This is a genomic window from Neobacillus jeddahensis, from assembly GCF_000612625.1.
In the GTDB taxonomy this organism is placed as follows: domain Bacteria; phylum Bacillota; class Bacilli; order Bacillales; family Cytobacillaceae; genus Neobacillus; species Neobacillus jeddahensis.
Genome location: NZ_CCAS010000003.1, coordinates 46229 through 60035, shown reverse-complemented (window position 1 = coordinate 60035; position 13807 = coordinate 46229). Strand labels below are relative to the sequence as shown.

The window sequence follows — 13807 nt, the reverse complement described above, 5'->3', positions numbered from 1 at the left end:
TATCTGACACTGCCAGTATTCAACATCCAATGATGCTGAGGAAGGCAAACTTTTTCAATTATATTTTTATTATGTGTGGCGGTCTATCATTAAAAGGAGTGGTTAAGTTGGGAAGTCAATGGATTTTCCTTGGCGGAGAATTCGTCAAGAAAGAAGATGCTGTTATATCAGTATTTGATCATGGTTTTTTATATGGTGATGGTGTTTTTGAAGGTATTCGTGTTTACAGCGGAAATGTCTTCAGACTTGATGCCCACCTAAAAAGACTATTCGAATCAGCTCAATCCATTATGCTGCAGATTCCATTCACACAGGAGGAAATGACGCAGTTAATCGTTGAAACCATTAGAAAAAATCAGCTGGAAAGTGCGTATATTCGTGTCGTTGTTTCCCGAGGTAAAGGTAATCTCGGCCTTGACCCATCTTCCTGCTCGAAACCAAATGTAATTATTATTGCTGAAGAATTGAGTATGTATCCTAAAGAGTATTACGAACGTGGAATCAAGATTGCTTCTGTTGCAAGTCGAAGGAATCGTCCAGATGTCCTCAGTCCACAAGTGAAATCACTAAATTACTTAAATAATATCCTCGTTAAATTAGAAGCGAATCAAGCTGGCGTTGAGGAAGCATTAATGCTTAACGATCAAGGGTATGTTACTGAAGGCTCAGCAGACAATATCTTTATCGTAAAAAATGGGGTCATCTATACTCCACCCGTTTATTTAGGGGCATTAGAAGGAATTACGCGTAACGCCATCCTGGATGTGGCAAGAGCCAAGGGCTTTGACGTTAGAGAATCACCCTTCACTCGCCACGATGTCTATGTAGCAGACGAAGTGTTCCTAACTGGAACAGCCGTTGAAGTCATCGCTGTTATCGATGTCGATGGCCGTCAAATTAAAGAGGGAAAACCAGGGGAAGTAACAAAGGTTCTCTTAGAGGAATATAGGAAAATTGTAACAACAGACGGTGTGGCTTGTTACCCAGCAGGAGCATCCCACGCAAACGTTAGTTAGGAGCAAAGAAAATGCGTAGCGACATGATTAAAAAGGGAATTGATCGAGCACCCCACCGTAGTCTTTTATATGCAACAGGGGTTAAAACGAGTGATCTTGAGAAGCCATTTATTGGCGTTTGTAACTCGTTTATTGAAATTATTCCAGGACATAAGCACCTTAATCATTTCGGTGAGATTGTGAAAGAAGCGATTCGTGAGGCCGGCGGCATTCCTTTCGAATTTAATACAATCGGGGTAGATGATGGAATCGCGATGGGACATATTGGGATGCGCTATTCCCTGCCGAGCCGCGAGCTTATCGCCGACAGTGCCGAAACAGTGATCAATGCCCATTGGTTTGATGGCGTCTTTTACATTCCCAACTGTGACAAAATAACTCCTGGAATGTTAATGGCAGCAGCCAGAACGAACGTCCCATCTGTTTTTGTGTCCGGTGGTCCGATGGAAGCAGGCGTGTCACCTTCGACTGGAAAAAATCTTTCCCTCACCTCTGTTTTTGAAGGTGTTGGTGCTTATCATAATGGAACAATCAGTCAGCAGCAGCTGTTAGACATTGAAACGAATGCCTGTCCTACTTGCGGATCTTGTTCCGGGATGTTTACAGCTAATTCCATGAACTGTTTAATGGAAGTTTTAGGGATGACGGTTCCCGGTAACGGCACCATCATTGCTACATCTGAAGAACGACATGAACTAATTCGTCAGGCAGCTAAACATTTAATTGAACTCGTAAAACAAGATATTCGTCCTCGTGACATTATTACTCGTGATGCCATTGATGATGCCTTTGCACTCGATATGGCGATGGGTGGCTCAACCAATACTGTCCTTCATACATTGGCAATTGCCCACGAAGCTGGTATTGACTATGACTTAAGTGAGATTAATAAAATTGCTGAGCGGGTCCCTTATTTAGCAAAGATTATGCCAGCATCCGATTATTCAATGGAAGATATCCATCGAGCTGGCGGAGTTAGTGCCATTATTAATGAACTCTATAAGGTAGACGGCGCATTGCATAAGGACCGCTTAACCATTACAGGTAAAACTCTTTATGAAAATGTGAATGAGGCAACAATCACAAACGAAACGGTCATCCGGACAAAAGATAATCCATATAGCCCTGTTGGTGGACTATCCATCCTATATGGAAACATTGCTCCTGATGGCAGTGTGATCAAGGTTGGAGCTGTTGATCCTTCCATTAAAACCTTCCTGGGTGAAGCGATTGTGTTTGAATCACAGGATGAAGCACAAGAAAATATTAATAATGGGACTGTTCAAGCAGGCCATGTTGTGGTTATCCGCTATGAAGGCCCAAAAGGCGGCCCAGGAATGCCGGAGATGCTCGCTCCTACTTCCGCTATTATGGGTCGTGGCTTGGGCAAAGAAGTTGCCCTTATCACTGACGGGCGTTTTTCTGGGGCTAGCCGTGGAATCTCCATCGGTCATATTTCTCCAGAAGCAGCTGAAGGTGGTCCAATCGCACTCGTTGAAAATGGCGACAAAATCTTAATCGACCTGGAAGCCCGTTCCATTGAACTTCTAGTCGATGATGAGGTTTTGACTGAAAGACGCAATGCCTGGGTGAAACCAGAGCCAAAAATTAAAACCGGGTATCTTGCAAGATACGCAAAGCTCGTTACCTCTGCCAATACTGGCGGGATTATGAAGATTTAAAGCGGAAGCACCCGGTTAGTGAAGTACACTAGTCGCTGGTCGCTGGAGCTAGATAGTATGCAAAAGATCAAGACCATAGGGAACCCATTAGTGCCCCTCCCCTTCTTAAAGAAGTTAAGGTGCTAAAGTGTTAAGTGATCTTCATTTGACAAAAAAATAGTATGAAATCGATGACGGGAATAAAGGAATAAGAAATGGTATTTTCAGAGAGCTGGGGTTGCTGTGAGCCCAGTAATACAACTTATTCCGACATCATCCCTGAGTGTTGAGCTGAACAGTTGTTTGAAGTAGGCTCAATCGGGTGTCCAAACTTGTGCACCTGTTACAAAAAGAAGCGTAAGTCCATTTTATTGTCGCTTCATAAGGCAGTATTCGTAAGGATACTGTAAAAACCGGGTGGTACCGAGAAAAAGAGGCCTTTTCTCCCCGATTATTCTGCTTTTGATGTCTTGACTGCAGTTTATTCGTGGAGAAACAGGTCTTTTTTACTGTGTTAGTAGCAAAATCGCCTATATGTTTGTGGGGATTTTACAAAAACGGGAGGGTTTTCTACAAATCTAATTGGTTATTCTACAAAATCTCGTAGGAATTCTACAAAACTAACAAAGAATTCTACAAAATTACGCAATTATTCTACAAAACTTGGAATGATTTGGAAATCAAACCAAACAGCTTCATCCATTTTTAAAAGCCACAGCATTAAGATGTATTATTGAAATATTTAACTATCCACAAGGAGGGTTTTCGACGTGAAAGTAGAAGCAAAAGAGCTGGAATTCCAAACCAGTACGGCTCCACAGACTGGTGCCGACCTTCTTATTGACTTATTAAAAAAAGAAGGGGTTGAGACGTTATTTGGATATCCAGGTGGAGCAGTCCTACCCATTTATGATGCCATTTATCGAGCTCAGGGTACTATTCAGCACATCCTCTTCCGTCACGAACAAGGAATGATTCATGCAGCTGAGGGATATGCACGAATCACAGGTAAACCAGGGGTCGTCATTGCTACATCAGGGCCTGGCGCCACCAACTTGGTTACGGGAATTACAGATGCAATGATGGACTCTCTACCACTAGTGGTATTTACTGGGCAGGTTGCACGTAATGTCATCGGAACAGACGCTTTCCAGGAAGCTGATGTGATGGCGATCACAACGCCGATTACAAAGCATAACTATCAGGTGCGATCGATAGCCGATTTACCAAGAATCGTGAAGGAAGCTTTTCATATTGCTTCTACAGGCCGTCCAGGTCCCGTCTTAGTCGATATTCCAAAAGATATTTCAGCTGGATTACTTTCCGAAGAACCCAAAGAAGCAACCATTAATTTGCCAGGCTACCAGCCAACAACCAAGCCAAATCCACTGCAAATTAAAAAATTGGCTGATTCGATCACGAAAGCGAAAAAGCCAGTCATCCTTTCTGGTGCTGGCGTGCTTCATGGAAAAGCATCTGCTGAATTAACGGCCTTTGCTGAACAGCATCAACTACCAGTGGTGACCACCTTACTCGGGCTTGGGACCTTCCCAGCAGATAGTCCTCTCTCGTTAGGAATGGGAGGAATGCACGGCACCTATGCAGCAAATATGGCCTTATACGAATGTGATTTATTAATTAATTTCGGAGCTCGGTTCGATGATCGCTTAACAGGCAATCTCAAACATTTTGCCCCCAATGCAAAGGTGGCACATATCGACATCGATCCAGCAGAAATCGGAAAAAATGTACCAACCCAAATTCCGATTGTTTCCGATTCGAAGGAAGCATTAACGGAACTGAGGACTGAAACGAAGGAATCTCCTAACCATGAGGAATGGCTGGAAACATTGAAACAATACAAGCAAGATTATCCGCTTTGGTTTAAGCATGATTCAAACGGTATGTGTCCTCAGTGGGTGATCGAAGCCGTTCATAAAGTGACCAATGGAGACGCCATCGTCGCAACGGATGTAGGACAGCACCAAATGTGGGCAGCGCAATATTACACCTTTAAGCAGCCGCACCGCTGGATTACCTCCGGTGGCCTGGGCACAATGGGCTTTGGCTTCCCCGCTGCGATTGGCGCGCAAATTGCTGCACCAGATAGTACAGTTGTCGCGATTGTTGGGGACGGCGGCTTTCAAATGACGCTTCAAGAACTATCGATTATTTATGAGAGAAACCTTCCCGTTAAAATCATCATCGTCAATAATGGTGCCCTTGGAATGGTTCGCCAATGGCAAGAGTTATTGCACGGGAATCGCATTTCCGAATCGATTCTTCATACACAGCCAGACTTTGTCAAGCTGGCAGAAAGTTATTCGATTCGAGGATATAGAGTTGACACCCAAGAAGAACTCATCACGGTTTTACCAGAAGTCTTTGCCTATAATGGGCCAGTTTTAGTCGATTGTCGGGTGCTTCAGCAAGAGAAGGTCTTTCCAATGATCGCACCTGGTAAAGGAATCCACGAAATGATTGGGGTGAAACCATGAAACGGATCATAACAGCGACGGTTCAAGATCGAAGCGGGGTCCTCTATCGCGTGACAGGTCTTTTGCAAAGGCGTCAGTTCAATATTGAAAGCATTTCTGTCGGTCCTACCGAAACAGAAGGCATTTCAAAAATGACTCTGGTCGTAGAAGTGGAAGATGAACAACGACTTGAACAAGTCACCAAACAATTAAACAAGCAAATCGATGTATTAAAAGTCTCCGATATTACCGATAAAGCGATTGTCGCACGGGAGCTTGCTTTAATAAAAGTCGCTAGCAGCAGTCAATTGCGGAGCGAAATTAATGGGATCATTGACCCCTTCCGTGCCCTGATCATTGACGTGAGTAAAGATAGTTTAGCCATTCAAATCACAGGACGTCCTGATAAAATTGACGCCTTGATCGAACTACTTCGCCCATATGGCATTAAAGAAATTGCCCGAACTGGATTGACAGCCTTACAACGTGGGCATCAGCCACAAGTTAACGAACTAGCAGCACATGCACTATTAAAATAATAATATTCCTGGAAGGATGATGAAACATGGTAAAGGTACTTTATAACGGAGATATTCAAGAGGAAGTTTTACAAGGAAAGAAAATTGCTGTAATCGGTTATGGTTCACAAGGTCATGCACACGCATTGAACTTAAAAGAAAGCGGTTTTGATGTTGTCGTTGGTTTACGCGGCGGAAAATCATGGGATAAGGCAGTCGAAGATGGGGTTGACGTTCGTTCCGTTGCGGAGGCAACCGCTGCAGCCGATGTAGTGATGGTACTCCTCCCTGATGAAATGCAGCCAAAGGTTTATGAAGAAAGCATTAAGCCTAATCTCGAAGCTGGTAACTCTCTTGTTTTTGCTCACGGATTCAATATTCACTTTAGCCAAATCGTCCCTCCTGCCGATGTCGATGTCTTCTTAGTTGCACCAAAAGGTCCAGGACATTTAGTTCGCCGGACATATACAGAAGGTGCCGGAGTTCCTGCCCTATATGCGGTTTATCAAGACTACACTGGCCAAGCTCGTGATGTTGCTCTTGCCTATGCAAAAGGAATTGGCGCCGCTCGTGCTGGAGTATTGGAAACGACATTCCAGGAAGAAACAGAAACCGATTTATTCGGAGAACAAGCCGTTCTTTGCGGTGGTACTACAGCCCTTATTAAAGCAGGTTTCGAAACTCTTGTTGAAGCAGGTTATCAGCCTGAAGTTGCTTATTTCGAGTGTTTACATGAATTGAAACTAATCGTTGACCTTTTATATGAAGGTGGCTTTGAAAACATGCGTTATTCTATCTCTGATACAGCACAGTGGGGCGATTTCGTTTCCGGGCCACGTGTAGTAAATGCGGATACAAAAGCGCGGATGAAAGAGGTCTTAACTGATATTCAAACTGGTGCGTTTGCGAAAGGCTGGATCCTTGAAAACCAAGCGAACCGCCCACAATTTAACGCGATCAACCGCAGTGAAAACAATCATCAAATTGAACAGGTCGGCCGCGAGCTTCGTGCGTTAATGCCGTTTATTAAAAAACCAGTAACTGCAAAGAAGGAAGTGGTGGTAAATGGTTCACGTTAACATCTTTGATACAACCTTACGTGATGGAGAACAGTCCCCTGGGGTGAATTTAAACCAGCTAGAAAAATTAGAAATCGCACGACAGCTAGAGCGGTTTGGGGTTGATATTATGGAGGCCGGCTTCCCGGCTTCCTCACAAGGCGATTTCGAAGCAGTAAAAGCCATTGCACAGACGATTAAAAACTCATCAATCACAGGCTTGGCACGCGCAACAAAATCGGACATTGACATTGCGTGGGATGCATTAAAGGATGCGGCGGAACCAAGGTTGCACATATTTCTTGCTACCTCCCCTATCCATATGAAATATAAACTGATGAAAACTCCAGAGCAGGTTGTTCAGACAGCAGTAGATATGGTTGCCTATGCAAAGCAGCGGTTTCCGCATATCGAATGGTCTGCTGAGGATGCCTCCCGCTCGGACTTGGATTTTCTTGTTCAAATCATTACAAAAGTAATTGATGCTGGGGCCACCGTAATCAATCTTCCTGATACTGTCGGCTATACAACGCCTGAAGAATACGGAAGGATGTTCCGCTATATCAGAGAAAACGTCCCTAATATTCATAAAGCCGCCCTGTCCTGCCATTGTCATGATGACCTAGGGATGGCTGTTGCCAATTCGCTCGCAGCGATCGAAAACGGTGTGACCCAGGTGGAAGGGACAATAAATGGAATTGGCGAACGGGCAGGCAATGCTTCGTTAGAAGAAATAGCCGTTGCCTTAAATATTCGCAAAGATAAATATCCGTTTACAACGAATCTAGTTTTAAAAGAAATTAAACGCACAAGTGACCTTGTCAGCCGCTTTACTGGCATGATTGTTCCTCCTAATAAAGCCGTAGTTGGGAAGAATGCCTTTGCCCATGAATCCGGGATCCATCAGGATGGCGTCTTAAAAAATACGTTAACCTACGAGATTATTACCCCAGAATTAGTGGGAGTTAAGTCCAATGATTTAGTGCTTGGGAAACATTCGGGACGCCATGCGTTTAAGGATAAAATTGAACAAATGGGGTTTACCTTATCGCCTGAAAAACTTGGTGAAGCGTTTACCGCCTTTAAACAGTTAACCGATCGAAAAAAGGAAGTAACCGACGAAGATTTATTTACCATTTTAACCGATATTCAAACGACCACGATTGATGTGAAAAAATATGAATTGGTCGCCTTCCAGGTTCAGTACGGTTCAGCCAACCTCCCTACAGCAACGGTTGCCCTAACCACGCCGGATGGAGATCGAGTGGAAACGGCCTGCACTGGTTCAGGTAGTGTCGAAGCACTAATGAACACCCTTGAGTCCTTGATTAAAGAGGAAATTCATCTCACTGATTTTAGGTTGAGCTCTGTTGGCCAAGGACGTGATGCCCTTGCAGAGGTTCATGTAAAAATGACCGTCAATGGAACTCCAGTCAGCGGGCGCGGCTCTGCCCAGGATGTCCTTGAAGCATCGGCAAAATCCTTCTTGAACGCCGTCAATCGTGTATTTTTCAATCAAAAAGCTGCTGTCAAAGAGCCGGCTCTATAATAAATTTCACAAAAAAATGAGGAGGTTGCTTCTAATGAAAAAACATATTGTCTTACTTCCCGGTGATGGGATTGGCAAGGAAGTTATTAACTCTGCAAAAGACGTGTTACATGCGATAGCTGAAGAATATAATCATAGTTTTAGCTTTGAAACCCATGAAATCGGAGGAGCAGCCATCGACCTTTATGGCACTCCCCTTCCAGAAGCAACCGTTGGTGCCTGCAAACAAGCAGATGCTGTTTTGCTAGGTGCTGTAGGTGGACCAAAATGGGATCGTAATCCTTCCCACCTTCGTCCGGAACGGGGCTTACTTGGAATCCGTAAAGCACTCGACTTATTTGCAAACTTAAGGCCAATCAAAGGGTTTAAGAATTTGCTCCATGCTTCGCCACTCAAGGAAGAAGTAGTTGCCGGAAGCGACCTCCTTATTGTACGTGAGTTAACGGGCGGCCTCTATTTTGGTACACCTAGTGAGCGGCGCGATAACGGAAATGCTGTCGTCGATACGCTTGCCTATACACGGAAAGAGATTGAAAGAATTGTAGATAAAGGATTTCAGGCAGCCCAGCAGCGACGTGGTCAGTTAACCTCAGTCGATAAAGCAAATGTTCTAGAATCCAGCAAGCTTTGGCGAGAAGTGGTCGAAGAGAAAAAAGCTCAATATCCAGATGTGAAGGTCGACCATCTCTTAGTGGATGCTGCCGCCATGAAATTAATTACCAGTCCAACCCAATTCGATGTCATAGTGACGGAAAATCTCTTCGGCGATATTTTAAGTGATGAGGCTTCAGTATTAACCGGTTCACTTGGAATGCTCCCTTCGGCAAGCTTACGTGAAGATGGTCTTGGTCTGTATGAGCCCGTTCATGGATCAGCACCGGATATTGCCGGGAAAGGAATTGCTAACCCTGTGGCAATGATCCTGTCCACCGCTCTCATGCTTAGGTACTCCTTTAACTTAGATGACGAAGCGAAAGTGATTGAGGATGCCGTTCAATCCATTCTCGATGCTGGCTTCCACACGGGTGATCTTCAAGTGCAGGATGGACGTATTGTCGGGACAGTAGAAATGACGAAACTGATTGTCGATTATATCAAATCACAAAATGCATCGAAATGTATCGCCAGCTGTTATTTTTAGAAATAGATTGGGTGGGCCCACACCTCACCCTCCTTTTTTACCAACCTATAAATCTATTTACGTGAGGAAGGAAGCTATGCAAACACCAAAAACCATTATTCAAAAAATTTGGGAACAGCATGTTGTCCATCGGGAGGCAGGAAAGCCTGATTTATTGTATATTGACTTGCATCTCGTTCATGAAGTAACCTCACCCCAAGCATTTGAGGGATTACGGATGAACGGACGCAAGGTCCGCCGCCCTGATCTTACCTTTGCCACAATGGATCATAATATCCCAACACGCCAACGTCTTACCATTAATGACCCGATATCGAAAAAACAAGTTGATACTTTACAAGAAAACTGTCAGGAATTTGGTGTAACGCTTGCCGACATTCATCACCCCGATAACGGGATTGTCCATGTCATTGGCCCTGAACTTGGTTTGACCCAACCAGGAAAAACGATCGTCTGTGGTGACAGTCATACATCCACACACGGTGCATTTGGTGCACTTGCTTTTGGAATCGGTACGAGTGAAGTTGAGCATGTTCTAGCCACGCAGACACTGTGGCAAGCCCCTCCGAAAACACTAAATGTAAAAGTAAATGGCAAGCTTGGGACTGGCGTTACGGCAAAGGATTTAATTTTAGCGATTATCGGGAAATTTGGCGTCCAATTTGGAACTGGCTATGTAATTGAGTACACAGGCGAAGCTATTCGCTCCCTCTCCATGGATGAGCGGATGACCGTCTGTAACATGTCGATTGAGGCCGGCGCTCGGGCAGGTTTAATTACCCCAGATGAAACAACCTTTGACTACTTACGCGGTCGGAGACATGTCCCTCAAGGTGAGGCATTTGAAGAAGCTGTTACCTACTGGCGCTCCCTCGCCACCGATGAAGGTGCAGTCTATGATACGGTTGTTGAGATTGAAGCCGCCGACGTCGAACCACAGGTTACGTGGGGAACAAACCCTGGTATGTGTATTCCTGTTACTGCTAGCGTCCCAACTCCAGATGCAAGCGATAAGCCAAGTGAGAAGGATGAAATTGTCCGTGCCCTTGATTATATGGGGCTAGAGGCAGGTCAGCCCATTTCCAGTGTAAAAATAGACCATGTCTTTATCGGTTCTTGTACGAATTCTCGGTTAAGCGATTTACAAAAAGCGGCAGAAGTGGTCCGTGGCCGGAAGGTTAATCCAGCGGTTACCGCCATTGTCGTACCAGGTTCCTTTAGCATCAAGCTGGCTGCTGAAAAAGAAGGCATTGATCAGATCTTTAAAGAAGCAGGATTTGAATGGCGTGAGGCTGGCTGCAGTATGTGCCTTGCTATGAATGATGACATCGTTCCACCAGGTGGACGCTGTGCTTCCACATCTAATCGAAATTTCGAAGGCCGTCAAGGTAACGGAGCTCGCACCCATCTAGTTAGTCCTGAAATGGCAGCAGCTGCCGCAGTTATGGGGCATTTTGTCGATGTTCGCCAGTTTACGGCCCAGGAGGTAAGCTAATATGGAACCATTACGTACGCATCAAGGGCTTGTATATCCCTTGAATCGGTCCAATATTGATACAGACCAAATTATTCCGAAACAGTTTTTAAAACGGATTGAACGCAGTGGCTTTGGTCAATTCCTGTTTTACCATTGGCGTTTTGATGACGCTGGTAACCCTCGCCCTGATTTTTCATTAAATGATCCGAAATATAAAGGGGCTTCGATTTTGGTAGCCGGTGAAAACTTTGGCTGCGGCTCTTCACGCGAGCATGCCCCGTGGGCTGTTCAGGACTTTGGCTTTAAAATTGTGATTGCACCGAGCTTTGCTGATATTTTTAAAAACAACTGTGTCAAGAACGGCATCCTTGCCATTCAAGCAAGTGAAGATCAGGTGCAAACCATTATGAAAAACGCCGAAGCTCGTGAATATTGCTTAACAGTTAACCTTGAAGATCAAGTCGTATCGGACAACGAAGGATTTTCACTTTCCTTCGATATTGCGCCATACCCGAAAGAAATGTTATTGAACGGCTGGGATGAAATTGGTGTTACGCTAACCTATGAGGATAAAATTGAGCAATATGAGCTGTTATATAAGTAAAATGCGCTTGGGCCCGGCCCAGCGCATTTTTGTTTAAATTAAAATTCAGGTAATTGATCAAGATTATTTTCTTTTATTCCATCCGGCTCACTCCGAATGATATCTCTGCCATATTTGTGAAAAACATCAACATGGCTAAGATTACCGGACTTTGCTTCTTCTAACGCGGTTACATAATCCAACTCTCGGCCAGCACTTGTCTTAAATGCAATAATATCCCCTTCCTCGTTCTTCCTCACTGCCACGATGCCTTCTTTTCCAGCACTAAATCCTTGATCAGTTTCAGCCCGCTGTTCACTTTGCTCTTTATATTCTTGATAAATTTGTTCAAAATTCTTTTGCTCCATTTGATTTCACCTCCGAACATCCGTTAGTATTTTTCATCCTTATTTCTTTTATCCTTTGGATTAAAAATGTCAGAAACTGTTCAAAATTACCCCTTACCAATAAAATTTGCTCCTGTCTCTCCATGGTATAATTTAGCTTGATTGGGGGAATAAAAATGGAGCCATCGGAAGGAAATACTTGGTTTTATATACGGGATCATCAGCAGCAGGGTCCTGTTGGATTATTTGAACTGAAAAAATTGTTTGAACAAGGAATTTTATCTACTGAAACTTTTGTTTGGTCAAAGGATATGAACAACTGGCAACTGGCAAATAGTCTTGATTTATTTCCAGGAACCAGCCTTACATCAAAACAGGAAATACAGACTTCAATGAATGTAGCTAGCGAATGGAAGGAATTAGCAAAGGACACTTATCCAAGCGGAAGACCCGTTGTTCGTTACTTAGCTAGACTGTTTGATCTATCGTTATTTTCCCTTTTCCTCATCACCTTTGTATCCATCTTCTCGCCAAAATTTATTGTGGATTCTTCAAAAATCTTTATTTTTATGCTCAGTCTCATTTTCTACATTTCGGTAGAAGCCATCATCCTTTCTATCTTTGGAAACACCTTAGGTAAGTTCATTCTAAACGTTCGTCTCTGTAAGCTAAATGGCGATCGGATTGATTTCCTTACTGCACTACAGCGTTCAATATTTGTAACCGCTGCTGGCATGGGTTTTGGCGTACCACTCATCAATTTTGTCTGCTTTTATTTTTCATTTTTCGACCTAAAAAAGAATGGGAAGTCCACTTGGGATCAACAAATCGGTACGGTTGTTTTATATGGAAAAGTCAGTCCAGCAAGAATTGTTTTCTGCAGCCTGTTTCCAATCGCCCTCCTGATCGCCGGATTCGTCATTTAATAAATTATGATTCATTCCTTTGTGAAGAAATGAACATTGCTACCCATTCAAAAGCCCTCCATCCCCAAAAACGGAAGGGCTTTCATTTTTTTAGCACTATTACTCCGTCATTCACCAACAGACCACCCTCTCTTACAACAAAAACTCAATGTCCACCTGCAGTGTACACCTTTCCATGAATGGTGTCTGTCACCTCGTTTACGTTTTTCATAATGATAAACATGATATAGAGGATGATAATGTTTAGTAATAGAACGAGTGTGATCACGGCTGGGCTTATGTGGATGCCCGCTTTGATTTGTAGGAAAATCATGGCGGTTAGGGCCGTTAATAGGGTTACTTCCTTCATGGTGATGACAGTTGCAAGTAAGTAGCCAAATGGCTTCCGTTTGATGAGCAAGAAACCCGACAAAAAGCTGACTGGTACCACAATGCCAAGATCAAGCGCCTGAATCGTGAGGGTCGTATAATGTTCTAACCCATCTGGCTGTGAATGGTGAAGCAATGGCACTATAATTTTTCCTAACCACATCAACGTAAATAAGCATGAAACGGTTAATAAAAAAACGCCGATAAATTTTGCAGGAAATCTTTTCTTAAAATACTGCGGTAAACTGGGAATGTCGAACGAAATCATCATGAGTGTAAAAGCAAAGAAACTAGCGGACATGAGTAAAATATAAATGAGAAACATCGAATTGTACATGGCTAGGAACGAATAGGAAGTATAAGTATACAAAAAATATCCGAGCGTCCCTGTTAATAGCAATTTTCCCTTTAGCAGACCTTTTCTAGCAATATTAAGCGAAACCAGCAGCAAAGGAATGCCTAAAACTAACGTGACATAATCCTGTGCTAGTGCTTGTGTGGCCATCGTTACGGAATCGTGCTGATAAAGTCCCTTCCCATAAATCGATACGGTTTCACCGAAGATCGACTTGTATTTGTATTCCCCTGCTCCTTGATTAGAAAAGATTGCGTACAAGGTAACAACTAGTGATAATACAGCAATAATGAAAACCAGTATCCCAATTGATTTTTTGTACTTCATCAT

The 13807-nt window shown here is 43.6% G+C and carries 12 protein-coding genes; 10 read left to right on the top strand and 2 right to left on the bottom strand.

Annotated elements, in window-relative coordinates:
- The first annotated feature begins 107 nt into the window (after nt 1-107).
- From ilvE to leuD, 9 genes are all read left to right on the top strand, one after another.
- The gene (ilvE, locus tag TY15_RS02050; protein ID WP_040206108.1) at nt 108-1016 is read left to right on the top strand and encodes a branched-chain-amino-acid transaminase; all 909 of its coding nucleotides are present in this window, start codon (nt 108-110) and stop codon (nt 1014-1016) included.
- Between the two features lie 11 nt (nt 1017-1027).
- Nucleotides 1028-2698 (top strand): dihydroxy-acid dehydratase, encoded by a 1671-nt coding sequence (ilvD, locus tag TY15_RS02045; protein ID WP_040206106.1) that lies wholly within the window; start codon nt 1028-1030, stop codon nt 2696-2698.
- 749 nt (nt 2699-3447) lie between these two features.
- Nucleotides 3448-5175, top strand: a complete 1728-nt coding sequence (gene ilvB / locus TY15_RS02040) for an acetolactate synthase large subunit (RefSeq protein WP_040206105.1) — start codon at nt 3448-3450, stop codon at nt 5173-5175.
- The gene (gene ilvN, locus TY15_RS02035; protein ID WP_040206104.1) at nt 5172-5693 is read left to right on the top strand and encodes an acetolactate synthase small subunit; all 522 of its coding nucleotides are present in this window, start codon (nt 5172-5174) and stop codon (nt 5691-5693) included. Before ilvB ends, ilvN begins: the two co-directional genes overlap by 4 nt.
- Before the next feature lie 26 nt (nt 5694-5719).
- Nucleotides 5720-6751: a ketol-acid reductoisomerase gene (gene ilvC, locus TY15_RS02030; protein WP_040206102.1), complete on the top strand. Its 1032-nt coding sequence runs from the start codon at nt 5720-5722 to the stop codon at nt 6749-6751.
- A complete protein-coding gene (locus tag TY15_RS02025) occupies nt 6738-8279 on the top strand; it encodes a 2-isopropylmalate synthase (RefSeq protein ID WP_040206101.1) in 1542 nt (513 codons plus the stop codon). The genes ilvC and TY15_RS02025 overlap by 14 nt, the downstream gene beginning before the upstream one ends.
- Before the next feature lie 34 nt (nt 8280-8313).
- Nucleotides 8314-9420: a 3-isopropylmalate dehydrogenase gene (gene leuB, locus TY15_RS02020; RefSeq protein WP_040206100.1), complete on the top strand. Its 1107-nt coding sequence runs from the start codon at nt 8314-8316 to the stop codon at nt 9418-9420.
- 76 nt (nt 9421-9496) lie between these two features.
- Nucleotides 9497-10915 carry a 3-isopropylmalate dehydratase large subunit gene (gene leuC, locus TY15_RS02015; RefSeq protein WP_040206099.1) on the top strand — a complete coding sequence of 473 codons (1419 nt, stop codon included), beginning with the start codon at nt 9497-9499 and terminating at the stop codon, nt 10913-10915.
- 1 nt (nt 10916) lies between these two features.
- Complete coding sequence (gene leuD, locus TY15_RS02010; protein WP_040206098.1) at nt 10917-11501, top strand: 3-isopropylmalate dehydratase small subunit; 585 nt, start codon at nt 10917-10919, stop codon at nt 11499-11501.
- 38 nt (nt 11502-11539) lie between these two features.
- Here leuD and TY15_RS02005 read toward each other — a convergent pair whose 3' ends face one another.
- Nucleotides 11540-11848 carry a DUF3892 domain-containing protein gene (locus TY15_RS02005; protein WP_040206097.1) on the bottom strand — a complete coding sequence of 103 codons (309 nt, stop codon included), beginning with the start codon at nt 11846-11848 and terminating at the stop codon, nt 11540-11542.
- A gap of 155 nt (nt 11849-12003) precedes the next feature.
- On the opposite strand from TY15_RS02005, the gene TY15_RS02000 reads away from it, so the two are divergent.
- The gene (locus TY15_RS02000) at nt 12004-12753 is read left to right on the top strand and encodes an RDD family protein (RefSeq protein WP_040206096.1); all 750 of its coding nucleotides are present in this window, start codon (nt 12004-12006) and stop codon (nt 12751-12753) included.
- Between the two features lie 145 nt (nt 12754-12898).
- On the opposite strand, the gene TY15_RS01995 is transcribed toward TY15_RS02000, so the two are convergent.
- Nucleotides 12899-13807 (bottom strand): hypothetical protein, encoded by a 909-nt coding sequence (locus TY15_RS01995; protein WP_244440872.1) that lies wholly within the window; start codon nt 13805-13807, stop codon nt 12899-12901.